This window comes from Halococcus thailandensis JCM 13552, assembly GCF_000336715.1.
GTDB lineage: Archaea > Halobacteriota > Halobacteria > Halobacteriales > Halococcaceae > Halococcus > Halococcus thailandensis.
The window spans coordinates 23,792-47,687 of sequence record NZ_AOMF01000148.1; the positions used below are offsets into that span (position 1 = coordinate 23,792).

The window sequence follows — 23,896 nt, forward strand, 5'->3', positions numbered from 1 at the left end:
CACGACGTGTTCGCTGCGCTCAATCGGTTAGATGCTCAGGATGTTGCCGAGAACACCATCGTTCACCAGTGGAACGACAGTGCTTCGACCACCGATGGTAAGCGAGCGTTCAAACCAACATGGGGTCCGAATAGCAATGGGACTGCCAACTACGCCGATCAAAATATCTGGAATGACACTGGTGGAAGTGGGTACGGTGGTCCGGTCGTTATGGCGCTCATTGAGATGGGTGAGATGGATCATGAAACTGCCTCACCGAGACGAGCGAATGGGTCACTCTGGTGGAATGGAGTCGAACGTCTCAGAGAATTAGGCTTCAACATCCCTCAGTATGTGGATTTTGCTGACGGCGGTAACGACAGTGAAAATAATACGAATCCAATTCCACAACCACGTTCATCAGAACCGCCAGAGCTGAAAGAACGTGTCCCCTTTGACGGTGATACGGAGCGAGGGAAGTTAGAAGACGAAGAATATGAGACGTTCATAGAGTCGTCACGACCTGTTGTTTGGTCCCATCCTTGTGGATGGGGAAAGACAGTTAGTGGGGTTCGTGGCGGTGACAAGCGTGATAGGCAGATGGCAATGGCCTTCCCGACTCACAAGAAGGCTCATGAGTCAATTGTCGATCCGAACACTCCCAATGACATTCTCCATCTGAAAGGAAAGGGTTGGCCAAAGGATTCCACTTGCCTCAACGCAGCGGCCAATGATCGTCAGTGTCCCGAGCATAGTGATGGGCAATGCCCACTGATGTGTTCGCTCTTTGAACGTGGTCAGAATGATCCCCTTCGACAACAGTTTGAGCAACTGAAAGAGGTGGTGGGACCGATCTCAGCACATTACCACATTGACCCTCATGATGGTGAGAAATGTGAGTGGTTAGAACAGTATGACCAACTGGACTCACATGACATGGTTGCTTGTGTTCACGAACATCAAACGCTGAATAAGGTACGTGATGAGAGGGACATTCTTATCGATGAATCAACACGCCTGTTGAAAACCAAACATCATGCCTGTGGTGAAGAACTTCGGAACGCAGCGGATGTCCTTGAGGGTATCAGCTCGGTAGATCGCAACTACGATGAATTGGCGACCTTCGCACGTCGGTTAGCAGAGGGAATACGTACTGGTGATGGAAAGAACGTCGATCCACCATCAATAGAGTGGGCGAGCAGAACGGACATAGCGAAAGCAGAAACGTTGGCGTCAATCCGTATCCAATGTAATGAATATCTCCGTGACCGGGTGGAGAAAGGTGGTGATCCGCCCGTCAAACCCGGGGTAATTGATGTTATCATTGGGTTCGCCGCTTCATGTGGATTGGATTCTAAGGTCTGTGGGAAGGCTTTGGGTGGTGCGAGCAATCTAAGTGGGTGTCCATGGTGTTCGTCACGACTTGCTACTGAGAACGATAGACGAGTCTGTGAGAATGATGACTGTGGATGGACTGAAGGAACTGATACGTACCTTTCACCGGATGTCACCTCCGAACGGTTCGTGACTCACAAACAAACGTCACCAAGTGGACGATCCGAAGCGGTCGTCACCACGATCCCGAACGTCAGTGAGCTTCCCGATAGGCCACTACTATTGGATGCGACGGCGACCCCAAAGAAAGTGGAAGGCCTCTACGGTCGTGAACCGACGGTAATTGGCGACGATCACAACGTCGAGATGAACATGGAGGTGACACAGATTACCAATGGGGCCTATCATGGGAGTTCCTTCACTCACTCTAATACGCTGGTCGATCGATTCCAAACCATCATCGACTGGGCGTGCCATGAGTATGACCGACCTTTGTTCGCTGCAAAAGAGGATGTGCTACCTCAGTTTGAGTTTGCTGATAACGCCGTCACAGAACATTACGGTGCGCTCCGGGGACTGAACTACGATGAGTGTGATGCCGTGTTTGCCCTCGGCGCACCTCACTGGGACATTCCATCACTGAAACGTGATGCTGAACTACTGTCGGGTGGCGTAGCCATTGACAACGATATTGAGGTCGGTGGGATCGAATACTCACCCCGGAGAGACAATGGTGAATTGGTTGCGAACCCACCGAACTACCGCCGACTCCAGTATGTCGATGAAGAAACTGACGATGGACTGGAAATGCCAGTCAAGGAATTTAGTGGACTGGTGGGTGAGTTGTTCTATGAGAAACGAGAAAACGAAATCGAGCAGTTCGTTCACCGAACCCGTCCTATCACCTCAGATACCACCATCGACGTTTACCTACTGACGAATGTTGTGACGGACCTTCCAGTGGATGAAGTGACTGAGTTAGATACGTTGGTCGAACAGGCGAAAGGGCGTAGCAGAGATATTGCCCAACTTGATGTTCCAGATGGAGCGAAGAACCTGATCGAATCACTGGATGGTGATGAGACGTTCACCCGGAATGATTTGGTAGATCATGCTAATGTGACAAAACAAACAATATCGAATTGGGTATCCTCATTAATGGATGAAAAGGTAATTGAACCTACTGGAGAAACCAAACGCCGCTCAGAAGTGTTGACTGTCGTCAATTAAATCTCATGTCAATTACTAACTTTCGGGTGGGTAGAAAGTATCAATTGTTAGTAACCAGAGTCAAAGGGACGTAATAGAGTACCCTATTACGTGGGCTTTACTCTGAAGTAACTTTTCTTATACTTCTTACACCCACCGATAACTAACATTGGCCATAGGAGATTTTGGAAGGAGTATGGGGACGCATAACCTAATTATGGTTTGTGAACTAAGCAACTAACTGGTTAGTCAGGACATGGCCTTGATGGTAATTATATTTAATTGCCGAGAGTCGCCGTCAGTTATGGTTTCACTGAAGTGAGAGTGTGAGCCATTTCGAGGATTGAGAAAAACCATATTCGCGGCACGGACATAGACGGTTATCCACAGATCTTCAGAGTGGTGAATTTTAAATATATGCTATAGATTTAGATTGGACAGTAAAGATGGGCTTAGGAAATATATACGGCAATTGGCGGTAACAAATATGATTAGAAAAACAAAAATGGCTAAGACTTATAAGACACCGACTCATATGCGGTATCAACTGTGAGTTCACAACTGACTGATGTCCCCAACACAAAATCGGGTGTTTACGACGCTTGGCGAAATGGGACTATCAGCGACGAACAAGCTCGGCGATTCTTTGGGCCAAAATGGGAAGATGTTCTCCAGCTGGCCGACGTTGAAGATATTCTTGCTTCACAGCCAGAAGTAGACGCCGATGAATCTGACCTTTTTTATTAACGTTTTCTTGAGGTAGTTGTTGGACAAGAGGGCGACACATATTTGTGACATAGATCCATCTCTCTAATGAACAGTGACAGTAAGACCGATTCTGGTGGATACCTCTGCGCTCCTCGCCTTTTGTAAAACTAATTATGATAAACAGGTCTTTGGAAATTTGAAAATGACAACTACTAATATTTGCGAAGAAGAAATTAAAAGGTCGAACGGAGGCGAATATGAAACTCAGGAACAACCCTGCAACCGGTATATGAAGTTACTCCGGGAGAATAATAATCCCCATACTAAAAATGCTGGTAAATATAAACCATACGTCGATGACCAAGGCGAGGAATCCTTAGAGTGGCTTTTTGAGAACAATGCCAGTATAGTGAAGTATGTTTTGCTGTTTGATACTGATGCCATTCAAAGTTTTGAAGACCTCAAACATGATTTGGGTGGTGATGCACTCAACACCCGAATTTCACTCCCGAATTTTGCCTTTGAGCAGTTACGTCAGAACGGACACCTAACTGACGATGAATACTGCAAAGCCACTTATCAAATGGCGGTGGAAGAAGGGTGGATGGCGTACCACGCAAAAGAATTTGCGAAGATCAGCCCAGTAGAGTGTGATCGGTTCCCCTAATCCGATTCTCTTCAATTACCAAATTTCCCTCCAACAATAAACAGTCTACTGGAGATTACCCCGTATAACCTTTTTCACATCTATGAAGTAAGCAACTAAATGGTTAGTTAGCATATGGATATAATGGATAATTATATCTAATTAGTAATCAATAACAATCGAAAAGAGTGAACGGAACGGTACTGTTCTACTGACAGTTCGATACTATCGTGGCATTTCAGGTGGTGTGAGGCGCTGATCCGAATATTCCTCCATGAGGTCTTCGACAATGGTATTGAAGTCACCACTAATTGTGGCTTCACTCACCCAGTGCCTTTGGGAGAGTTCGGTGAAGGGTCCGTTTTCCACCCGATCGTGTTCGGATGCCCTCACAAGCCACGATCCGTTGTTCTCTTCAGGGTCCTGTTCAGGTGGTGTTAGCAGTTCAATGAGATACCCACTTGTGACGTTTTTGAGTCGGTAGGCAAAGGAGTAACTATCCAGATCCGCCGAGGAGTTTGATGAAGTGTGCTTCCAGTGATCGTCTGTCCCATCGGCTTCAGGCCCCTTCGGTAGGTTCCATTGGTTCGTTTCACCATCTACTGTGGATGGTCCGATAGGGATGTGTGGGTCGTCATACTGACTGTTGTTCCCCTCACCAGAGGAAAAGCGTAGTTGAAGCTCTTTGACTACCCCATCGATGTCGTCAGTCACTCCACTTTTTGTCCCATGCCACAGTATTCGTGGCAGCTCAATCTGGTGGCGGAATTTGTCATCATCAACGTGTTTGTCACGTTGTCGAAGCGTGATACGATATTCCACACACTGTCCAAATTGGACATCCCGTGGAACCACCCACACTTTCATCCGATAGTTGTCTGCTCCGTTATGAAACTCGACAAAGGTAGTCTGATCCGTGTCACCACCTTTGGGGACTTTTCGACCTATCTCGTCCCAATCACCCAACGTTCCATCACCATCTTCACCGTCATGAAGCGTGTCAACGGATGGGAAATCGTCGTCAGTGCTATTGAGTTGACCATACGTCCCGTCGGTGGGTTTTTCACCCGTATCGCTGTTAGATGACATTGCTGTCTGTCCTTGACAGCATTGGGCGGGTGTCTTCACCACCCGTCTTCTTCCAGCACTTCCCTCACTCCGAAGACCAATAGCCCAATTACTGTCTAAGTACCCTGAATAGTCGGGAGATAATAAATCTATGGGTCGTAGATTAGACCAATAACCTTAAAAGTGAAATGGAAGTGGAAGTGGACTATCTATTTTCCATCCTCTTCACCGATGACTTTCAATATCGACTGAGCCAATTCTTGACAGGGACACTCAGTGTTTGCTGATTCTTTGATCAATTCTATCTGTTCGTCGGTGATGTCGTACTCTCTGTCTTGCTCACCCATTGTGTTAATCCAAATATCCCAAGTATTCTCGACGTTGTTCCGTCTGTTCTTCTTCCGAACGACGATCGTAGTGTTTAGAGAGTGTCTTTTGATCGACGTTCATCCGGTCAGAGACGACCTTTTCCGGTACGTCTTCAGACAGGAAATTCGTAATGCTCCCCCGACGAATACTGTGTGGTGAAATGCTTTCAGGACATTTCAGAGAGTCAGCACCGTCGTATTCACAGGTATCCCGTTCCTTGTCAAGAGGACAGTCACCGACGACACATGGTTGCGTGAGCGCATAGACGAACTTTCTCAGTGTCGTCTTCACCGGACGACCGTAAGGAGTGGTAATCAATGGCCGTCGCCCAGCATCGTCTTCTACGGATGGTCGAACTTCTTGGAGATAATCGGCAACCACCGTAACAACCTGTTCGGAGAGGGCAACGTAGCGTTCACCGTCGGATTTGTTTTTCAGTCGTGTGCCACTCTCAGGACGATGGACGAGAGACAGTCGTTGGTGTTGCTCCTCAAAGTCTTTCACATCCAGTGAGTGAACGGTTCCGATACGGATTCCAGTGTGCCACAACAGTAAGAATAGGACGTGTTCACGACTGGCGTATTCGAATTTTCGTAGATGTTCCAGTAGCTTCTCGGCATGGGCCACTTCCATAAGGCTATCCCGACTCCCTTCACCACCCTCAATGGTCGGGATCAATATCTTCTCTGAGAGGCCGTCCCTAACGGCGTCAATAGACGCACAGAACTTGATGAATACCCGAAGGGTACTCAACTGTGTCTTCAACGAAACAACGTTCAGATCGCCGTCTGCTTTCCTCCACACACGATACTCATGGAGGTCCCGACCACTGAGGTTGTTGAGGTCGTCTATATCTCCTTTGCCGTCGCACCATCGGATGAAGTGTTGAAGTCGATATTTGTGTGAGCGTATCGTGTTGTCTGATGCGTCTGACCGACTATCTAAGTATAGTTCAAGGGCCGTTTCTGGTTCGATCGGTGTGAGATTCCGTTGGGACATTGGTTTGCTCTGCTGTTTTAGGAGTGCCCCGTGAAACCTCTGGATGGCAGTGAGAATCAAGTGACTACGACACTCATGAGTAACGCCAGTAGACGTTTCTGAGTGCTGTTGCGGTGTCGGGAGAGGCCGTGACCTTCGGGAGCGGCCTTCGAATCCGACAGGGCCCATCGATTCTACGCCGAGCGGTAGCGAGCCGTAGATCGAGACGGCCGAGGATTCGAAGCAGGGAGTGGAGCGGGCGAAACGACCGTAGTTCGAATCCGACAGGGCCCATCCCTTTCGATTCCGCTGCGATAAACGACTCGCGTGCTGTGAGTGGTTCGCGAAGAAGTCCTCCGGCCTCGCTACGAGTGAAAAGAGGGTCGTGTGTTTAGTTCCGGCGCGTTGCGAGTAGTGCGACCGCGAGCAGTGCGACGACCGCGACGGCGAGGCCGAAGCCGGGACCGGACGAGCTGCTGCCGTCACCGCTGCCGTTCCCGCCGCTTTCGTTGCCGCTGGCGTTAGCGTTGGCGTCGGTACTGTCGGCACCGCCAGCCTCGGCCGCGTCGCCGCCGGTGTCGGTAGCGGCGCTGTCGTTGCCCGCGCTGTCGGTCGCTGCGCCGGCGTTCCCGGCATCCTCGACGGTGACCTGAGCGATGTCGACGACGCGGCGGTCACCCTGCGTGAGCGGGGGGTCCTGCTGGCCGTCCGAGGAGACGAAATCGAACTGGTCGTTGCCGTTGCTGTCGGTGTGGACGACCGCCGTTAGCGACGTCGAGCCGTTGACCGGCTCGTCGAGCTGGATGCGGACGTTGTCCGACGTGCCGGCGCTGAGCGGGTAGGAGGCACCGACGACCTGGTTCGTCTCGTTGCCCGAGCGGGTGCTGTCGTAGATGGCGACGAACCCCTTCTCGGGCAGCGTTGCCGACGAGATGAGCACGCTCTCGCCGCTGCTGTTCTGGTCGTCGAACGTGACGGACGGCCCGCTCGTTCCGCTTGCCGAGTCGCCCGTGCTTCCCGTTGCCGTGCCCGCGTCGGTCGTGCCGGCCGGCGACTGCTGTGCGTGGAGGGAATCGGTGACGGCGAGCGCGCCGCCCGTGCCGGCGCTCACGGCGAGGAGGGCCGCGACGAGAGCGACGGCGATCGAACGTGGTTGCATGCTGGATCGGCCTACAAATGCATCCGACATAAATGTAGAGATATCGGTCGGACGACCCGCGCGTTTATTCCGCCGGCGACGTAGGGGTTGTATGAGCGATCTCAGCCTCGACGCGACCCAGCTCGACCGGTATTCCCGTCACATCATCATGGACGGGGTCGGTCCCGCCGGCCAGGGGTCGCTGCTCGACGCGCGCGTGCTCGTCGTCGGGGCGGGCGGACTCGGCGCGCCGACGATCCAGTATCTCGCCGCGGCGGGCGTCGGTCGGCTGGGGATCGTCGACGACGACGTGGTCGAGCGCAGCAACCTCCAGCGCCAGGTCGTCCACGGTGACGACGACGTCGGCGAGAAGAAAGTCGACAGCGCCGCCCGGTTCGTCGCACAACTGAATCCCGACGTGACCGTCGAGCGCCACGACGAACGGCTGGGCCCCGAGAACGTCCGCTCGCTCGTCAAGGGCTACGATTTCGTCGTCGACGGCTCCGATAACTTCCGGACGCGCTATCTCGTCAACGACGCCTGCACGCTCGCCGGGATCCCCTTCTCGCACGGCGCGATCTACCGCTTCGAGGGCCAGGTGACGACTTTCGAGGGCGAGTCACCGTGCTATCGCTGTCTGTTCCCCGAGGCACCGCCGGCAGGAACGGTCCCCGACTGTGCGACGACGGGCGTGCTCGGCATGCTCCCCGGCGTGATCGGGACGATACAGGCGACCGAGACGGTGAAATCGTTGATGGATATCGGCGAGCGCCTCGACGGCCGACTGCTCTCCTACGACGCGCTGGCGATGAGTTTCGAGGAACTCCCGCTCAGGGTGGACCCCGACTGTCCGGTCTGCGGGGAGAGCGGTATCGACTCGATTCAGGAGATCGAGTACGCCGGTTCCTGTGCGGTCGCCGACTAGGACGAGATCGGCAGCGCCGACAGCGGGCGCGCAGCCTCCTCCGGCGGGCGCTCGAAGGCCTCGGGATGGATCACGCCAGCGAGATGTTCGAGCGAGTCGACCAGCCGGGTTCCGGGGCGATTGACGTACTGGTGGCCGTCGATGGCGTACGTCCGGCCGTCCTGCACGGCGGTCAGTTCGTCCCAGCCCGGGCGATCGGTCAGGTCGGTAAGGTTCTCCGTGGTCTGGTCGAGATCGAACCCACAGGGCGCGACGACCAGCACCTCGGGATCGTACTCACGGATCGTCTCCCATTCGACTGGGCGCGAGGCTGCCCCGTGGTCCGTCAGTCCGTAGGAACCGCCGGCCATTTCTACCATCTCGGGGATCCAATGACCAGCGACCATCGCGGGATCGGTCCAGTCGAGCACCGCCACGCGCGGGCGTTCGTCGGTCATTGTGGTCGTTCGCTCGACGGCCTGCACGCGTGCCTCGAGGTCGGCGACGAGTGCCGTCGCCCGTTCCTCGGTCCCCGTCGCCGCGCCGATACGACGGATATCGTCGAAGACGTCGCCGATGCTGTGTGGATCGGTCGTGAGCACCTCGCAGTCGAGTTGGAGCTCGTCGACCGCCTCGCGGACGGCCACCGCGTCGACCGCACAGACTTCGCAGATCCCCTGCGAGACGACGAGATCGGGATCGAGGCGCGCGAGCGTGTCGAGTTCGATGTCGTAGACGCCACCCGACCGCTCGGCTTCGAGCACCTGCTCGTCGATCTCCGCGCTCGATGCCGTGGGATCGACCCGCGAGCGGTTGACCGCGGGTTTGTCGCTCATTCGCGGTGGATGGTCGCACTCGTGGGAGACGCCGACCGGCTCAATGCCGAGCGCCGCGACGATCTCGGTCGCCGAGGGGAGTAGCGAAACGACGCGCATGGCCGAACGCGGGGCGCGACGACCATAGCCCTTCGTGAACGGTTTCACCGTACGGAGCCAGCAGCACGTATGCAATCGACGACGAGCGGCACCTTCCGCGTGCTCGCCAGTCCGCGCGACACGGCCGAACTTCTCCTGCTGGATACGAGCTCACAGGACCCGACCTACGTCACGACCGAGGGCTACGACGGTGCTCTCGGACGGACGGTCGACGACATCGAACCGGGCAACCGCATCGCCGCCACGCTCTCCTGGACCGATGGAACGCCCCGCTTTGCCGACGTCGACATCGAGACGCGCACGACGATCGAGTTCGCCGACGGCGCGACCGGCATCTTCGAGGTCGCCCGCGAGACGTGGGAGGAAGCCGAGCGCGAGGGCCGAGCGATGAACGCACGGACGACGCGCAACACCGACGGCGAGGCAAACGGCGTCGTCTACACGTTCGCCAAACAGGCCGGCCAGCGACGCCTCTACGACGAGTTCGCCGACGGGATCACGCCGCTCGAACCGCTCATCGGTCGACTGGCCGCGAGCGCCGATCCCCCCTTCGCGGTGTACGTCCTCGAACCGGCCGACGAACCGTTCGTCCTCGTCGTCATCGCGGCCGACCGCGACGGTCGGTTCGCCGAGACGATGGTCGAGAGCTACGACGGCCTCTGACGCGTCGTTTATACGCCACGCTACCCAAACGCGACCATCCATGCTCGACGAGACGGACCGCGAAGACCTGGAGAACGTGCGATTGCGACTGCGCGTGCTGAGCGGGATGCATAAACTCGACGCGATCGAGAACGGCGACGAGATGGCCGAACACGACGCCGGCGACGCCGAGGGCAAAAGTGTCGCCTACGGGAAAGCCGCCGATCACATCGCGGCGCTGCTCGACGGCGACTACGGCCAGGAAAGCGTCACCGAACTCGTCGACGATCTCCCCGAAGAATGGAGCATGAACCTGCTGCGATATGCGGCCTACAGCGAACGCACCGACGATTAATCGGAGGTGACGGCGACTTCGCCCTCGGGGCGCTCGGCCTCTTCGGCGCTGACTGCCTCGCGTTCCTCGCGCTCCTCTTCCTCTTTCTTGTTTTTGATCTTCTTCATCCGGAAGATTTCCTCGCGCTCCTGCTCTTCGAGCTTCTGCTCGATGTACTCCTGTGACTCGTGGAGCTCGGGCAGCAGCTTGAATTCGAGGGCGTTGACCCGCCGTTTGGTGGTCTCGATCTCGTTGAGCATCTTCTTCATCGCGGTCTCGACCTCGGCGGCGAGAACGATCGAGTCGATCAGCTCCTCGTAGGCGTCGGCGGCCTCGTCGATCTGGGCGCTCGTGCCGAGGATGCCGTAGCCGCGCTCGTCGAGCCCCTTCTGCACCTTCGAGGACTCGATCTGGGGGACGACGACGCCCATGATGTTCTTCGACTGGATGGTGATCTCGGGATGTTCTTTGAGCGCCGCGGCCGCCCCGCGCACCGCGAGATCGCCCTCGATCGCCCGCGCCATGTCGATCGTCTCCTGGGCCTCCTCGTAGTCGTCGCCGAGACCCGAGCGCACGTCCTGGGCCTGATCGAGGATGTCCATGAACTCCATGATGAGCCCGTCGCGTTTCTGTTCGAGCGTGTCGTGACCGCGCTCGGAGAGATCGATGCGATCCTCGATCGCCATCAGCTCCTTGCGCGTGGGTTTGACGTCGTTTGCCATTGCCTGAAATAGTCGATCGAGACCCTTAAGCTTCGGCCTCGGACTCGGCCGCACCGTCGCTCTCGTCGCCCGCCGATTCCTCGCCCGGTTCGTCGACGTCCTCGCGGTAGTGCTCCTCGATGAGCTCCTCGTCGATACGGTTGAGCGACGATTTCGGGAGCATCGAGAGCAGATCCCAGCCGATGTCGAGGGTCTCCTCGATGTCGCGATCGTTGTCGAACCCCTGATCGACGAACTCGGTCTCGAAGCGGTCGGCGAGATCGAGATAGCGGTTGTCCTGCTCGGAGAGCGCCTCGCGACCGACGATGTTCACCAGATCGCGCAGGTCCTCACCCTCCGCGTAGGCGGCGTAGAGCTGATCGGAGACGTCGCCGTGGTCCTCGCGCGTGAGGCCCTCGCCGATCCCGTCGTCCATCAGCCGCGAGAGGCTCGGCAGCACGTTGACCGGCGGCTGCGCGCCCTGTGAGTTGAGGTCGCGATCCATCATGATCTGGCCCTCGGTGATATACCCTGTGAGATCGGGGATCGGGTGCGTATCGTCGTCGCCGGGCATCGTCAGGATCGGGATCTGTGTCACCGAGCCCTCGCGTCCCTTGATCCGACCCGCACGCTCGTAGAGCTGGGCGAGGTCGGTGTACATGTAGCCCGGATAGCCACGCCGACCGGGCACCTCCTCGCGGGCGGCCCCGATCTCGCGCAGCGCCTCACAGTAGTTCGTCATGTCCGTCAGGATGACGAGCACGTGGTAGTCTTTCTCGAAGGCGAGATACTCCGCGGTGGTGAGCGCGAGTCGCGGCGTGATCTGACGCTCGACGGCGGGGTCGTCCGCGAGATTCGAGAAGACGACCGACCGTTCGAGCGCGCCGGTGCGCTCGAAGTCCGCGAGGAACTCGTTCGACTCCTCGGCGGTGATACCCATCGCACAGAACACCACTGCGAACTCCGAACCGTCCTCGTCGTCGCCCTCCTCGATCTCCTCGGGCACCGTCGCCTGTCGGGCGATCTGGAGCGCGAGATCGTTGTGCGGGAGGCCGGACGCCGAGAAGATCGGCAGCTTCTGGCCCCGTACCAGGGTGTTCATCCCGTCGATCGCCGAGACACCCGTCTGGATGAACTCCTCGGGATACTCTCTGGCGGTGGGGTTGATCGCCGCGCCGATGATGTCCTCGCGCTCCTCGGGGACGATCTCGGGGCCGTCGTCGATCGGACGGCCCGAGCCGTCGAGCACTCTGCCGAGGAGGTCCTCGGTGACGGGCATCTTCATCGTCTCGCCGAGGAACCGAACCGAGGCATCACGGTTGATGCTGTCGGTGCCCTCGAAGACCTGGATCGAGGCGAACTCCTCGTTCGATTCGAGCACCTGGCCGCGCTTCTGTTCGCCGTTCGGTAGCTCGATCTCGACGATCTCGTCGTAGCCCACCGGTTCGTCGATCTCGACGAACACGAGCGGCCCACTGATCTCCTCGATGGTTTGGTATTCTTTCATTTTCGGTAGTCAGTATTTCTCCCGGAGCTGGCTCTCGATGTTCGACTCGACGTCGTCGATGAACTCCTCGTAGTCGGCGGTCGTGCCGATGCGGTTGAGTCGCGGTGCGGCGTCGATACCCGTGATCTCCGCGACCGGAACGCCGGCGTCGAGCGCCGCGAACGCCTCGTCGTTGTAGGTCTTGATCGCCTGCATGATGAGGTAGGTCTTCTCCGGCGCGGAGTAGGCGTCGACGTCGTCGAGCGCGTTCTGCTGGAGGAACGCCTCGCGCAGATAGCGCGCGATGTCGAGGGTGAGCCGCTGGTCGTCCGGCAGCGCGTCCTCGCCGACCAGCTGAACGATCTCCTGGAGCTCGCTCTCCTCGTCGAGCGTGTCGATGGCCCACTGGCGGACCTCCGGCCAGTCGCTCGCGACGTTCTCCTCGAACCACGGGTCGAGCTGGTCGCGATAGAGCGAGTACGACTCGTCCCAGTCGATCGCCGGGAAGTGCCGGCGCTCGGCGAGATCCGCGTCGAGCGCCCAGAACGTCTTCACGATGCGCAGCGTGTTCTGGGTGACGGGTTCGGAGAAGTCACCGCCCGGCGGGGAGACTGCGCCGACCGCCGAGATCGATCCTTCGGTGCCGTTGATGTTCTGGAAGTAGCCCGCGCGCTCGTAGAACTCCGAGAGGCGCGCCGCGAGATAGGCCGGATAGCCCTCTTCGCCGGGCATCTCCTCCAAACGTGAACTGATCTCGCGCATCGCCTCCGCCCATCGCGAGGTGGAGTCGGCCATCAGCGCCACGTCGTAGCCCATGTCGCGGTAGTACTCGGCGATCGTGATGCCCGTGTAGACACACGACTCGCGCGCCGCGACCGGCATGTTGGAGGTGTTGGCGATGAGACACGTACGAGACATCAACGGCTTGCCCGTGTTCGGGTCTTCGAGTTCGGGGAAGTCGTCAATCACTTCCGTCATCTCGTTGCCGCGCTCGCCACAGCCGATGTAGATGACGATATCGGCGTCGGCGTACTTCGCGAGGCTCTGCTGGGTGACGGTCTTCCCGGAGCCGAAGGGTCCCGGGATCGCCGCCGTCCCACCCTTCGCGAGCGGGAACAGCCCGTCCTGGACGCGCTGCCCAGTCACGAGCGGCGTCTTCGGCGTCTCTTTGTCGACCGTCGGGCGGGCCTCGCGCACCGGCCACTCCTGGTGCATCGTGACCTCCTCGCCCGAGTCGAGTTCGACGACCGTCTCGGTGACGGTGAACTCGCCCTCCTCGACGTTCGTGACCGCGCCACCCTCGTAGTCTGGCGGCACGAGCACCTTGTGTTCGATGCTCTCGGTCTCCGGGACCGTGCCGACGATGTCGCCGGCCTCGATCTCGTCGCCCGCCTCGACGGTGGGCGTGAACTCCCACGTCTCGTCCATCTCGATGCCCGGCGCGTCGACACCGCGGTCGAGAAACGCGCCGAGCTGGTCTTCGAGCTCGTCGAGCGGGCGCTGAACGCCGTCGTAGATCGAGTAGAGCATGCCGGGCCCCAGATCGACCGAGAGGGGTTCGCCGGTGTTCGTGACGGGCTCACCGGGAGCGACGTTCGAGGTCTCCTCGTAGACCTGGATCGTCGTCCGGTTGCCCTCGATCTCGATCACCTCGCCCATCAGCCCTTCGTCGCCGACGTAGACCACGTCGTTCATCCGTGCGCCGAGGTCCGCCGCCACGACGACCGGGCCGCTCACGCTCGCGATCGTGCCGTCCTCATCGCCCTGTGTATCGGTTGCCTGACTCATAAATTAGTTCTCGTCCATCAAGTCGATGCCGATGGCGCGTTTGATCTGCTCGCGCAGTCCGCCGCTGCCGGCTCCCTCACCGCCGAGGGTCACCAACGTGGGTTCGATACTCGTCTCGGCGTCCTGTCTGACGCCACGCGAGAGATGGTCCATATCGTCCTCTCGCATCACGACGATACCGATCTCCTCGTCGTCGAACGCCCGCTCGACGGCTGCATCGAGCTCCGCGTCTTTCTCGTCGTCGGGTACGTTCTCGAAGGCTCTGACGCCCGCGAGCCGAAAGCCCGTCGTGAACTCCGGGCTGCCGACGACGGCGATCTCCTGGCTCATGCGTCCCCCATCGGGACTGCGCCGGTTTCGGCCTGTCGGTTCATACCATCACCAGCTCCTCCTCGATCGTCTCGGGGTCGAGCCCCGCCTCCTTGCCGCGCGCGATCGCGCGGACGTTGTCCACCTCGCGCATCTTCGCCAGCACGTAGGCGAACACCGGACAGACCGAGAGCGGATACCGGTTCGAGAGCGTCCGGGAGTATTCGAGCAGCGCCCTGTTGAGGGCGCGCTCGACACCCGAGAGACCCTCGGCCGATTCGAGTTCTGAAAGCGCCGCGTCGAGATCGTCGCCGTACGTGCTCTCGCGCAGCCGCGAGACGAGCTCGTCGGTGTTGGCCACCAGCGCGCCGAGCTCCTCCTCGTCGAACAGCCGCCCGCCGCCGATGTAGTATTCGGCGGGGTCGACGTCCGCACCGCTGCGCGAGAGCCGCAACGCGTTCTCGATGTTGCGGAAGTCGATCTCGGCTTCGAGGAAGTCGATATACAGCTGTGTCGCCCGACTCGGTTCGTCGGGCAGCCCCGTGATCAACGTTTCGTAGAACGCCCGATCGACGGCGTTTTCGAGGGGGACGAGCACCGCTCGTTCCTCGTATTCGCCGTAGGCGTCGGCGAGCGCGTCGCCGAACATCGTATCGGCGAGCACGTCGATCACCGCCTCGATCGACTCCGCGCCGAGCAGGCGCTCGATGCGCCGCTCGGAGAACTCGCCGGCGCGGATGAGGTCAGTCTCGACCGCCTCGCGCTCGGCGTCCGAGTAGATCCCGCGCATCACCGTTTTGATGTTCCAGGCGTCGAACTGGCGGAGATAGCGCGCGATGTAGTCGTACAGTCGTCCCTCTGCGAACCGAAGCAGGTCGTCGAAGTGGTTCGCGAGGTTGCGGTGGAGAGCGTGCTCGATGAGATCGACGCCCGAATAGCGCGCGCCGAGGGCGTTCATCGCCTCCTCGTACTCCGATTCCTCCATGAACCGGGCGATCTCGCCCGGCCCCATCCGGATCAGTTTCCGATAATCGTCCTCGTCGAACAGTTTTGCCCGGCGCGAACGCACGCGCGCGGTGACGTACTCGTAGTTCGACCCCGATCCGTTCGTTCGCGTGCTCATTGCTGGAACAGTCGCTCGCTGACCGCCTTCAACTCCTCGTCCCAGACCGCGTCGAACACCGAGTCGAAGGTGTTGTTCACCCGTAGGCGCGAGGCGTCGCTCTCGGCGACGATGCCGCCGAGACAGTCGACCGAGCCGGCGTGTTCGAAGCCGTCGTAGTCGGCGACGATCGATTCGATGAGTGCAGCGTCGTCGTCGCGACCGTACACCGTGACGGGGCCGTCGTCGAACTCCCCTGCGGCGTCGTCGAGCAGCTCGCGCGTCAGCTCCTCGCGCCGGTCACCGGAGATGTCCGCAACCGCCGCCTCGGCCCGATCGCGGACGTCGGCGAGGCTGTCGCGGCGGGCTTCGAGGCGTTTCTGTTTGGCCTCCAGCTTCGCACTGGAGAGTTTCTGCTCGCGTTCCTGCTCGATCCGCGAATCGAGATCGTCCTCGCGCTCGGCGATGATATCGTCGGCATCGCTCTCGGCATCGGCGAGGATCTCGTCGACGCGTTCGTCGGTTTCGCGTTCGATGCGCTCGGCGCGCTCCCTGGCGTCGTCTTTGATGTCTTCGGCGACCGTATCGAGACTCATTGATGGGAGGGCGCTACTGCAGGAACAGTGTGACCAGCGTCAGGAGCACGATCGTCTCCGGCAGCACGGTCAACACCAGCGCGATACCGAACGAGATCGAGTCCTCGGCGAGCGCACCGATCGCCGCCGCACCGATCCCGCGCTCGGCGTAGCCCGCGCCGAAGCCGGCCAGCCCGACCGCCAGCGCCGCCACACCGGTCCCGGTGATCGCCGGGCCACCTTGCTGAAGCAGTACCATCGCGTCGATAAACGCAGCCGTGAGTTCGAGTCCTATCATGGATTAGTTCCGTTGCGTGTTCGCTCGTATCCGAACAGTGTCTACTCCCGCGACCGGATTCATAAAGCTTCCCAAAAAATCCCGTCAACCACGGATGAACAGGCTCATAACCCCACATAGCGGAGAGAAAAGCTTGGAGTGACACCCCCTCGTTCGGGGGACGATCCGTCAGTTTTCGGCCGTGTGTTCGCGCTCGTGGCCGAAGGGGTTGTACCGATCGCCGCCGCCCTCGTAGAACTTGTTCAGGAACTCGACGTACTCGAGGCGGATCGCCTGCAGACCCGCGCTGGTGATCCCGAGCGCGAGCACGACCACGTGCCCGAAGAGGAAGACCACGATCCCGCCGATCACGCCGCCGATACCCATGTGGATCAGCCCGGGGAACATCAGCTCGGCCCCGGAGCCGAGCCCGCCGACGTAGTCGGGTCCGTGATCGAGCAGGAAGTGGAACTCCTGTGCGCCCGCGGGGCCCTCACGGTAGGCACCGAAGAAGAGCAGGTTGACGACGAACGCCATCCCGGCCTTCGCCAGCAACACCGCCGCGAGACGGGTGTACGAGAGCACGTTCACGAGCACCTGCAGGCTTTCGAGCGCGCCCGAGACGATCCCCGGCAGCACGCCGAAGTGACCCACTTCGCTGATGATGAACAGCACGACGCCGAGCAGGAAGCCGCCGACCAGCCCGACGATACCGACGGTCGCCGAGAAGCCCGAGAAGCCGAGCGCGAACGGCTCACCGTTGAAGACGGTGAAGAGGAAGTCGGGCTTGGAGCCGGCGGCCGACTCGCTGAAGATCCAGATCCAGATGCCGAGCATCCGGATGAGCCACGAGCCGGATTCGAGCACGGCCGTGCGTAGGCCGTCCTCCATGAACTCCTCGACGAAGCCGAGGAGATAGCCGACGGTCATGTGCAGCAGACCCACCAGCAGGCTCACGACGAGCCAGAGCTGGGCCCACTCGACGCCGGCCGGCGACAGCCCCTTCTCAATCGGTGGGTGGCCGCCCCAGACGTAGTCAGTGATGAGATGCAGTCCGAAGATCTCGCCGTAGAGGATCCCGAACAGCATCGTGAACCCGCCCGCCCACAGTCCGATCGCGCCGAGACTGCGGATCCCGTCGCTCTCGAAGCGCGTGTAGACCAGCCCGCCGATCGCCGTGTAGAGCAGCCCGTAGCCGAGGTCGCCGATCATGAACCCGAAGAAGGCCGGGAACGTCAGGAAGAGCACGACCGACGGGTCGAGTTCGGAGTATTTCGGCCGGTCGATGAGGTTGACCAGCATCTCGAACGGTCGTACCGGATCGGGGTTCTCCTGGACGACCGGCGGCTCGCTGCCGGACATCGGCCGGTCGGCCTCGGTGCTGCCGCCGTCGGTTTCGACCTTGACACCGCCGTCGGCGGCCGTCTCCGGCTCGCCACGGCCACCCTCGTCGGCGTCGGTCTGCTCGCGGTTGACGAGGCGGCCATCGCTGTCGTAGTCGGCGCGTTCGAGCTCCTCGACCTCACAGTGCTCGCCGACGCTGTCGCCCAGCGCCTCGGCAAGATCGACGAATCGCTCGGTGGGGATCCAGCCCTCGGCGATGAAGGCGTTCTCGGTCGTCGCAAACGAGAGCGGTGCCTCGCGCTTTTCGACCTCGATGGCGAGCTGCTCCTCGGCCGCGAGCAGGAAGTCGGCGTGTTCCTCGCGGAGCGCGTCGAGTTCGCCCTCGACGTCCGCGATCTCGCGATCGAGTTCGTCGCGGCGCGCTTCGAGCTCCGAGACGTACTCCGCGGGCGCGGCGTCACCCTCCGGTACGTCGATCGCCGCGAACTCCGCGCCGACGAGCACGTCTTCGAGCACTCCTTCCTCGCCAGCAGCGGGTTCGGCGAACACCGCGATGGCGTCGCCCTCGACGAACAGTTCGTGGCGGGCGACGTCGTCGGCCGCGTCGAGCGCCGCGCGGACGGAGTCGGGCTCGCCCTCGCCGACGCGCGTTTCGAGGTTTTCGTAGCCCGAGAGCAGGTCGAGATCGATGCCGAGCGCTCGGAGCGGGCCCATCGCACCGATGCGTTCGTCGACCGAGCGGCGTTCCTCGCGATACTCCTCGCGACGGTCGTCGAGCGCGTTGGCCTCCTCACGGACCGATTCGAGGCGATCGCCGACGTCGACCGATCCCATACGGCCCTCGCGTTCGGGATCGACGTCGAGCAGCGACTGGAGCGAGCGGACGGTGACGAGGCGTTCGGCGGCCTCGTCGGCACCGGCGATCGGGTTGCCGGGGTCGAACCCCTCCCACGCGCCGTCGTAGTCGGTCACGTCGACCAGCCGGAGCTCGTGGATCGTCTCGATGACGTCCTCCAGCACGCGGTCCGCGCCGGTGACCGACACCCGGCTCATCCGCTCTGGCCTAAGCATGTACCTTCTCGACGAAGCGCTCGACGACGTACTCGACGGTTTCGTCGCTGCGCTCTCGTGCCTCCGCTTCGAGCTGTTCGCGCTCGGACTCGCCGTCGGCGAGGATCTCCTCGCGCTCGGCCTCGATCTCCGCGCGGGCCTCCTCGAAGCGCTGTTGTTCGAGTTCATCGGCCTCCTCGCGGGCCTCCTCGCGGATCTCCTCGGCCTCCTCGCGGGCCTCGGCGATGCGTTCCTCGCGCTCGCGTTTGGCCTCGTCGAGTATCTCGTCGGCCTCCCGCTCGGCGTCCTGGATTCGGTCGAGAACCTCTGGTCTCGCCATTCTTCTGCGACGGTTGTGTGAGCGGCTATTTGGTAGTTGCGAATGTCCGTCAGCCATCGTGAACACTCCCGAGACTGCTGTGGCGCGCGATGAATCCGGCCGCAGGCCGGAGAACGCGCGAGGGATGAGCGAAGTGAGGGCGAAGCCCGAACGGAGCGAATCGGTTGGGGAGGTATGTGGCTGTCGCGGTGCAGTAAGCGATAGTATCCGCGCGAACGGAGTGAGCGCGGTTCGCCGCGAGTGAGCGGAGCGAACGAGCGGGAGTTTTTGGTCCAGATTTTTCAAGGAGTGGTGCGCGAGCCGCAGGCGAGCGCACCCGACGCAGAAAAAGGTGGGAGTTTATCCCGGCGGCGGCCGGAGAGCCGCCAATGGGCATCCTCGAGAACAAGGCGCGCGCGCAGGTGTTCTACAAGTACCTCTCGAACGTCTACGACGAGATCAACCCGTTCGTCTGGAACGCCGAGATGCGTGCGGAGGCGCTCGACCTGTTCGACGTCGACGAGGACGATCGCGTGCTCGACGTCGGCTGCGGGACCGGGTTCGGCACCGAGGGGTTGCTCGAACATACCGAACGTGTGCACGGACTCGATCAGAGCGCTCACCAACTGAAGCGTGCCTACGGGAAGTTCGGGCGGGATGGCCCGGTCAAGTTCTACCGTGGCGACGCCGAGCGGCTGCCGTTCGAGGACGATACGTTCGACGCGCTCTGGTCGTCCGGTTCGATCGAATACTGGCCCGACCCCGTGGCGGCCCTGCGCGAGTGCCGGCGCGTCACGGAGCCGGGCGGCAACGTCCTGGTCGTCGGTCCCGACGCGCCGAAGACCTCGGTGATCGGCCGGCTCGCCGACGCGATCATGCTGTTTTACGACGAGGAGGAAGCCGATCGGATGTTCGCCGCGGCCGATCTCGACGTGGTCGAACACCGCATCCAGCAGGCCAAACCGGGAAGCCCGCGAGCGATCACGACGCTCGCGCGCGTGCCCGAGTAGTTAGGTTCAGTCAGGTTCGCGCCGTCGCCACCGGTTCGTTCTCGGAATAGATCTTGACCGTGACCTGCGAGCCAGCGGTCGGCTGCGGGGCGTTCGTCGTGCTGGCGATGGTCAGCGATGCCGTCTCGCCAGCCGTCCATTGAGGATCGCTTTCAGGATTGAATGGGCCACTGGGTGTTCCGTTGAACCCATCTGTTCCCACAAACGGGACATCAGGCTGTTTTTCGAGCGGTTCGCCATCGACGGAGATGCGGACAGTGAGTTCGGTCACGTCGAGCGCGTCGCCGCTGTGGTGGGTGAGGGTGAGTTCGTTTCCGTCGCGATCGGCGGTGATGGCGGCCTCCGGCGCGGTTCCCGAGTCGCCGATGCCGATGGCGAACGCCCCGACGATGGTCGCGAGCACGACGGTGACGCCGACGAGGAGGACGACGCCGACAACCGGGGCGACGGCACGGCGTGACACACCACGGCTGGCTCCGGCTTGCTATTTCAACGTTCGGTCGTGAGTGGGGTGCCAGCCGCGGTCGTCGTCCGGTTGCCAGCCGGGGAGAACCCCGTCTCGATTCGAACGGTGTCGCCGTTCGCCCGGGCGACGACGGTGGCGCTGTTCCGTGGCGCGACCGCCCAGAGGGAGCCGTCGGTACCGGTGCGACCGACCGAGTGGTTGGCGATCGTGATGCGCCCGTCGACCGGGTCGCCCGCGCGGTCCGCGAGCGAGAGTTCGACCGGGCCCGTGGGGTAGGTACGGTTGATCGTCAGTCGGAGATCGCCGCTGGTCCGGCGGAGCGGATCGGTCGTAGGCATGGCCGAGAGGCGGTTTCGCTGCTGTTCGGAGAACACCGCGCCCGAGCGGCTGTCGAGGTTGGTCGTCAGGCGGCCGTGATCGTAAAACAGCGTAAAGCGATAGACGCCTGCCAGACGGTCGCCGCTCGCGTCCCGTGACACGGAGTTGTTCCACGCCCACGGGTAGCGATCGGCCACGCGATCGAGCGCGGCGGTGATGTCGGTCAGACTGCCCGCCGACTCGTTGGCCCGTTCGCTCGGGAGATACGCCTCGCGGGAGTGGCGACCGTCGTCGACCGTCGCCAGCACGACGCCCTCGTTTGAGGTTGCGACGTACAGATCGAGCGCTTCGAGGCGCTCGTCGGGTGCCGTTTGCGCAGCTTCGAGATCGGGGGCGGTCGACGCATCGAGCGGAGCCGTGTTCTGCCCGCGCAGCGTCGTGGCGATGCTCTCGCGGACCGGACCGCGCAGCGGACCGAGCTCGACGCCGCGGTTGCGTGCCCAGCTGACCGCCGGCTGGCCGTCGATGGTCGAACCGGGGATCGAGCGTGCGCGATCGGCCACACGGCCGGCGGCCACGCCGATCCGTCCGGCCGCCGTGTGGATGTGCGCGAGTTCGATGACGAACTCGCGGGCCGTGCTCGTCCCGTTGTTGTACTCGCGCACGGCCGTCGACTGTTGGCGCTGCAGCCCGTCGATACGCGATTCGATGCGGTCGGCGTTCGTTTGAAGCATTTCTCGACGTTTGGCCGTCGAGTCGGTCGCGGCGAAGCGCTCGTCGAGGACGAGCTGTCGATAGCGGCCGTCGAGACCGCGCGTATCGAGCGCGAGCGTCCCGGAAACATCGAGCGTCGCCCGCTGATAGCCGGACGATTCGGCCGCATCCGGGCCGATCGTCAGATACTCGCTCGTGTTCGTTGCCGGCGTCGCCGGCCGGGCGTGCTGCCGATCGCCGGCGCTCGGCACCGCGACCGCAGCCCCGGCGAGCAGACAGCAACACACCACAACGGCGAGCGCACGACGCATTGGGAGAGGGAACGAACGGCTGCTATTAAAACCATGTCGCCGACGACGGACAGGTCAGGGATGGAAACCGTTTTCGCGTCGGCCCGAGGACGGCCCGTATGCGCGTCCGGGCGGTACTCGTCGTGCTCGCCCTCGTGGCCGTCGTCACCACTCCGGTGACCGGAGGGGTCACGCCCGATACGGCGGAGCTCGCGCCGTCGACGCAGGCGGATGCCGGCCAGCCCAGCGGTGCGACCAACACGACCATCGCCATTCATCCACGGCCGAACGGTGACGCACGGTTCAGGGTGTCGACGGGGTTCGTCCTCAACGATACGAACGACTCGTCGGCGTTTCGCGCACTCGGGCGGCGGTTCGAGGAGGGGAGTACCGGATTCTCGGTCGGAACGTTCCGGCGGGCCGCCAACGAATCGAGCATCGTCACCGGCCGGTCGATGAACGTGACGAACGTCACGCGAAACGCGACCATCGTCGGCGAAAACGCGAGCGGACCCGACACTGGACGGCTCGTTCTGGGATTCACGTGGACGGGATTCGCCCGGACGAGCGGCGATCGGCTGATCGTCGGCGATGCGTTCAACACCACCCGCGGGACGTGGCTGCCCGGCCTCGCCGCGAACCAGAGCCTGATCGTCGAGTCGCCACCGCGATACGTCGTCACCCGTTCGCCGGTCGGCTTCACCAACGGCACGCTCGTCTGGAACGGGCCGGAAAGCTTCCAGCCGGGATCGCCGAGAGCCGTGTTCACGAGCCGTGAGAGTGCGAATCAGACACCCGAATCGGGTGGCCCGCTGGCGTCGCTGCCCGCGCTGGCGGTCGGCGTCGGGATCGTCGCGCTCACCGTCGTCGGTGTCTACGCGTTCGCACGGCACAACGGCGGCGATGCGTCGACAGCCGATGCACCATCCCCGGACGAATCGACGGCGGGCGAACCCACCGCGCCACCGCCGACGGAGACAGAGACCGAACTGCTCTCCGACGAGGAGCGCGTCGAACACCTGCTCGAACGCAACGACGGACGGATGAAACAGGCCGCAATCGTCACCGAGACCGGCTGGTCGAACGCGAAGGTCTCACAACTGCTCTCGGCGATGGCCGAGGAGGGCCGCGTCGAGAAACTCCGCATCGGGCGCGAGAACCTCATCAGCCTCCCGGATGATGGGGAAGGGTGACACTCCGGAACCGTTAACAGCCGCGCGATGGGTGAATCGTTCATGAAGGTTCTGGTGGCAGTGGCGGAGGTGGCCGACGTCGAGGACGAGTTCGAAATCGACGGGCTGGCCATCGACGAGCAGTACCTGAANTACGCCGTCGAGGCGGGCGTCCAGCTCCAGGAAGCGGGCGACGACGTCGAGGTGGTCTCGGTGACGATCGGGCCCGAGCGCGCCGACGAAACCATTCGGATGGCGCTCGCCAAGGGTGTCGATCGTGCCGTCCGTGTCTGGGACGACGAACTCGAAGAAACGGAGTATCTCGACAGCGAGACCAAAGCCGACGTCCTGGCGGCCGTCGTCGAGGACGAACAGCCCGATCTCGTGCTCACTGGCGTCCAATCCGACGACACCGCCTTCGGCGCGACGGGCGTTGCCCTCGCCGAGGAAGTCGGCTTCGAGTGGGCCGCCGTCGTCAACGATCTGGAGTACGAACCAGGAAGCGACACCGCATCGGTCCACCGCGAACTCGAAGGCGGTGTCGAGGAGTTCACGGATGTGGAACTGCCCGCCGTGCTCACGATCCAGACGGGGATCAACGAACCGCGCTACGCCAGCCTGCGCGGGATCCGACAGGCCCAGTCCAAGGAGATCGCCCCCAAAACCCTCGACGAGTTAGGCCTCGACGCCAGCGTCACCAACAGTTCAGTATCGCTCACACAGCTCTACG

At 61.2% G+C, this 23,896-nt stretch carries 25 protein-coding genes and 1 pseudogene; 10 read left to right on the top strand and 16 right to left on the bottom strand.

Features of this window, described 5'->3' with window-relative positions:
* The first annotated feature begins 6 nt into the window (after nt 1-6).
* From C451_RS22030 to C451_RS08500, 3 genes are all read left to right on the top strand, one after another.
* On the top strand, nt 7-2,544 hold the full coding sequence (locus tag C451_RS22030) for a hypothetical protein (RefSeq protein ID WP_152420448.1): 2,538 nt from the start codon (nt 7-9) through the stop codon (nt 2,542-2,544).
* A gap of 528 nt (nt 2,545-3,072) precedes the next feature.
* On the top strand, nt 3,073-3,270 hold the full coding sequence (locus C451_RS22035; protein ID WP_152420449.1) for a hypothetical protein: 198 nt from the start codon (nt 3,073-3,075) through the stop codon (nt 3,268-3,270).
* Nucleotides 3,271-3,343: 73 nt separating this feature from the next.
* Nucleotides 3,344-3,898 carry a hypothetical protein gene (locus C451_RS08500; RefSeq protein WP_152420450.1) on the top strand — a complete coding sequence of 185 codons (555 nt, stop codon included), beginning with the start codon at nt 3,344-3,346 and terminating at the stop codon, nt 3,896-3,898.
* A gap of 204 nt (nt 3,899-4,102) precedes the next feature.
* Here the strand turns inward: C451_RS08500 and C451_RS22040 are convergent, their stop codons facing one another.
* Entirely contained in the window at nt 4,103-4,591 is a 489-nt protein-coding gene (locus C451_RS22040) for a hypothetical protein (RefSeq protein ID WP_152420451.1), read from the bottom strand.
* Between the two features lie 15 nt (nt 4,592-4,606).
* Between C451_RS22040 and C451_RS08505 the strand changes: the two genes are divergently transcribed.
* The gene (locus C451_RS08505; RefSeq protein WP_007739702.1) at nt 4,607-4,963 is read left to right on the top strand and encodes a hypothetical protein; all 357 of its coding nucleotides are present in this window, start codon (nt 4,607-4,609) and stop codon (nt 4,961-4,963) included.
* Nucleotides 4,964-5,296: 333 nt separating this feature from the next.
* On the opposite strand, the gene C451_RS08510 is transcribed toward C451_RS08505, so the two are convergent.
* The 3 genes and pseudogenes from C451_RS08510 to C451_RS08515 all read right to left on the bottom strand — a co-directional run bounded on the left by C451_RS08510 (nt 5,297) and on the right by C451_RS08515 (nt 7,451).
* Complete coding sequence (locus C451_RS08510; RefSeq protein ID WP_241431221.1) at nt 5,297-5,992, bottom strand: site-specific integrase; 696 nt, start codon at nt 5,990-5,992, stop codon at nt 5,297-5,299.
* A 57-nt stretch (nt 5,993-6,049) separates the two neighbouring features.
* Nucleotides 6,050-6,481 (bottom strand): annotated as a pseudogene (locus C451_RS24180) (site-specific integrase); the annotation flags it as partial.
* 202 nt (nt 6,482-6,683) lie between these two features.
* Nucleotides 6,684-7,451 (bottom strand): DUF7282 domain-containing protein, encoded by a 768-nt coding sequence (locus C451_RS08515; RefSeq protein WP_007739711.1) that lies wholly within the window; start codon nt 7,449-7,451, stop codon nt 6,684-6,686.
* 91 nt (nt 7,452-7,542) lie between these two features.
* Here C451_RS08515 and ubaA point away from each other — a divergent pair, with 91 nt between their 5' ends.
* Nucleotides 7,543-8,355, top strand: coding sequence for an SAMP-activating enzyme E1 (gene ubaA / locus C451_RS08520; protein ID WP_007739712.1), 813 nt, complete (start codon nt 7,543-7,545; stop codon nt 8,353-8,355).
* Here ubaA and C451_RS08525 read toward each other — a convergent pair.
* Nucleotides 8,352-9,269, bottom strand: a complete 918-nt coding sequence (locus tag C451_RS08525; protein WP_007739713.1) for a cobalamin-binding protein — start codon at nt 9,267-9,269, stop codon at nt 8,352-8,354. The two genes, ubaA and C451_RS08525, sit on opposite strands and share 4 nt — an antisense overlap.
* 69 nt (nt 9,270-9,338) lie before the next feature.
* Between C451_RS08525 and C451_RS08530 the strand changes: the two genes are divergently transcribed.
* Complete coding sequence (locus C451_RS08530) at nt 9,339-9,932, top strand: DUF6663 family protein (protein ID WP_007739715.1); 594 nt, start codon at nt 9,339-9,341, stop codon at nt 9,930-9,932.
* Nucleotides 9,933-9,972: 40 nt separating this feature from the next.
* Entirely contained in the window at nt 9,973-10,266 is a 294-nt protein-coding gene (locus C451_RS08535) for a hypothetical protein (RefSeq protein WP_007739717.1), read from the top strand.
* Here C451_RS08535 and C451_RS08540 read toward each other — a convergent pair.
* From C451_RS08540 to ahaH, 9 genes are all read right to left on the bottom strand, one after another.
* Nucleotides 10,263-10,967 carry a V-type ATP synthase subunit D gene (locus tag C451_RS08540; protein ID WP_007739718.1) on the bottom strand — a complete coding sequence of 235 codons (705 nt, stop codon included), beginning with the start codon at nt 10,965-10,967 and terminating at the stop codon, nt 10,263-10,265. The two genes, C451_RS08535 and C451_RS08540, sit on opposite strands and share 4 nt — an antisense overlap.
* Before the next feature lie 25 nt (nt 10,968-10,992).
* A complete protein-coding gene (locus C451_RS08545) occupies nt 10,993-12,453 on the bottom strand; it encodes a V-type ATP synthase subunit B (RefSeq protein WP_007739723.1) in 1,461 nt (486 codons plus the stop codon).
* A gap of 9 nt (nt 12,454-12,462) precedes the next feature.
* Complete coding sequence (locus C451_RS08550) at nt 12,463-14,220, bottom strand: ATP synthase subunit A (RefSeq protein ID WP_007739724.1); 1,758 nt, start codon at nt 14,218-14,220, stop codon at nt 12,463-12,465.
* Between the two features lie 3 nt (nt 14,221-14,223).
* Nucleotides 14,224-14,550: a V-type ATP synthase subunit F gene (locus C451_RS08555; RefSeq protein ID WP_007739725.1), complete on the bottom strand. Its 327-nt coding sequence runs from the start codon at nt 14,548-14,550 to the stop codon at nt 14,224-14,226.
* A gap of 40 nt (nt 14,551-14,590) precedes the next feature.
* Complete coding sequence (locus C451_RS08560) at nt 14,591-15,652, bottom strand: V-type ATP synthase subunit C (RefSeq protein ID WP_007739726.1); 1,062 nt, start codon at nt 15,650-15,652, stop codon at nt 14,591-14,593.
* Nucleotides 15,649-16,227 carry a V-type ATP synthase subunit E gene (locus tag C451_RS08565; RefSeq protein WP_007739727.1) on the bottom strand — a complete coding sequence of 193 codons (579 nt, stop codon included), beginning with the start codon at nt 16,225-16,227 and terminating at the stop codon, nt 15,649-15,651. The genes C451_RS08560 and C451_RS08565 overlap by 4 nt, the downstream gene beginning before the upstream one ends.
* Before the next feature lie 13 nt (nt 16,228-16,240).
* Nucleotides 16,241-16,504 (bottom strand): hypothetical protein, encoded by a 264-nt coding sequence (locus C451_RS08570; protein ID WP_004051688.1) that lies wholly within the window; start codon nt 16,502-16,504, stop codon nt 16,241-16,243.
* A 168-nt stretch (nt 16,505-16,672) separates the two neighbouring features.
* Nucleotides 16,673-18,898, bottom strand: coding sequence for a V-type ATP synthase subunit I (locus tag C451_RS08575; protein WP_241431219.1), 2,226 nt, complete (start codon nt 18,896-18,898; stop codon nt 16,673-16,675).
* Entirely contained in the window at nt 18,891-19,217 is a 327-nt protein-coding gene (gene ahaH / locus C451_RS08580; protein ID WP_007739730.1) for an ATP synthase archaeal subunit H, read from the bottom strand. Before ahaH ends, C451_RS08575 begins: the two co-directional genes overlap by 8 nt.
* A 368-nt stretch (nt 19,218-19,585) precedes the next feature.
* Here ahaH and C451_RS08585 point away from each other — a divergent pair, with 368 nt between their 5' ends.
* Complete coding sequence (locus C451_RS08585) at nt 19,586-20,206, top strand: methyltransferase domain-containing protein (RefSeq protein WP_007739732.1); 621 nt, start codon at nt 19,586-19,588, stop codon at nt 20,204-20,206.
* A gap of 10 nt (nt 20,207-20,216) precedes the next feature.
* Here C451_RS08585 and C451_RS08590 read toward each other — a convergent pair whose 3' ends face one another.
* Together C451_RS08590 and C451_RS08595 are read right to left on the bottom strand one after the other, a co-directional pair.
* Nucleotides 20,217-20,669, bottom strand: coding sequence for a type IV pilin (locus C451_RS08590; protein WP_007739739.1), 453 nt, complete (start codon nt 20,667-20,669; stop codon nt 20,217-20,219).
* A 26-nt stretch (nt 20,670-20,695) separates the two neighbouring features.
* A complete protein-coding gene (locus tag C451_RS08595) occupies nt 20,696-22,015 on the bottom strand; it encodes a DUF7096 domain-containing protein (protein ID WP_007739743.1) in 1,320 nt (439 codons plus the stop codon).
* A gap of 98 nt (nt 22,016-22,113) precedes the next feature.
* Between C451_RS08595 and C451_RS08600 the strand changes: the two genes are divergently transcribed.
* The gene (locus tag C451_RS08600; RefSeq protein WP_007739744.1) at nt 22,114-23,187 is read left to right on the top strand and encodes a helix-turn-helix transcriptional regulator; all 1,074 of its coding nucleotides are present in this window, start codon (nt 22,114-22,116) and stop codon (nt 23,185-23,187) included.
* A 42-nt stretch (nt 23,188-23,229) separates the two neighbouring features.
* Nucleotides 23,230-23,896, top strand: a 667-nt coding sequence (locus C451_RS08605) for an electron transfer flavoprotein subunit beta/FixA family protein (protein ID WP_049913053.1), incomplete at its 3' end; no start/stop codon positions are given.

Bases quoted from the DNA above. Each gene is read 5' to 3' on its own strand.
- C451_RS08505 (WP_007739702.1), top strand. From the start codon at position 4,607: ATGCCACAGTATTCGTGGCAGCTCAATCTGGTGGCGGAATTTGTCATC.
- C451_RS08515 (WP_007739711.1), bottom strand. From the start codon at position 7,451: ATGCAACCACGTTCGATCGCCGTCGCTCTCGTCGCGGCCCTCCTCGCC.
- ubaA (WP_007739712.1), top strand. From the start codon at position 7,543: ATGAGCGATCTCAGCCTCGACGCGACCCAGCTCGACCGGTATTCCCGT.
- C451_RS08525 (WP_007739713.1), bottom strand. From the start codon at position 9,269: ATGCGCGTCGTTTCGCTACTCCCCTCGGCGACCGAGATCGTCGCGGCG.
- C451_RS08530 (WP_007739715.1), top strand. From the start codon at position 9,339: ATGCAATCGACGACGAGCGGCACCTTCCGCGTGCTCGCCAGTCCGCGC.
- C451_RS08535 (WP_007739717.1), top strand. From the start codon at position 9,973: ATGCTCGACGAGACGGACCGCGAAGACCTGGAGAACGTGCGATTGCGA.
- C451_RS08540 (WP_007739718.1), bottom strand. From the start codon at position 10,967: ATGGCAAACGACGTCAAACCCACGCGCAAGGAGCTGATGGCGATCGAG.
- C451_RS08545 (WP_007739723.1), bottom strand. From the start codon at position 12,453: ATGAAAGAATACCAAACCATCGAGGAGATCAGTGGGCCGCTCGTGTTC.
- C451_RS08550 (WP_007739724.1), bottom strand. From the start codon at position 14,220: ATGAGTCAGGCAACCGATACACAGGGCGATGAGGACGGCACGATCGCG.
- C451_RS08555 (WP_007739725.1), bottom strand. From the start codon at position 14,550: ATGAGCCAGGAGATCGCCGTCGTCGGCAGCCCGGAGTTCACGACGGGC.
- C451_RS08560 (WP_007739726.1), bottom strand. From the start codon at position 15,652: ATGAGCACGCGAACGAACGGATCGGGGTCGAACTACGAGTACGTCACC.
- C451_RS08565 (WP_007739727.1), bottom strand. From the start codon at position 16,227: ATGAGTCTCGATACGGTCGCCGAAGACATCAAAGACGACGCCAGGGAG.
- C451_RS08570 (WP_004051688.1), bottom strand. From the start codon at position 16,504: ATGATAGGACTCGAACTCACGGCTGCGTTTATCGACGCGATGGTACTG.
- C451_RS08575 (WP_241431219.1), bottom strand. From the start codon at position 18,898: ATGCTTAGGCCAGAGCGGATGAGCCGGGTGTCGGTCACCGGCGCGGAC.
- ahaH (WP_007739730.1), bottom strand. From the start codon at position 19,217: ATGGCGAGACCAGAGGTTCTCGACCGAATCCAGGACGCCGAGCGGGAG.
- C451_RS08585 (WP_007739732.1), top strand. From the start codon at position 19,586: ATGGGCATCCTCGAGAACAAGGCGCGCGCGCAGGTGTTCTACAAGTAC.
- C451_RS08595 (WP_007739743.1), bottom strand. From the start codon at position 22,015: ATGCGTCGTGCGCTCGCCGTTGTGGTGTGTTGCTGTCTGCTCGCCGGG.
- C451_RS08600 (WP_007739744.1), top strand. From the start codon at position 22,114: ATGCGCGTCCGGGCGGTACTCGTCGTGCTCGCCCTCGTGGCCGTCGTC.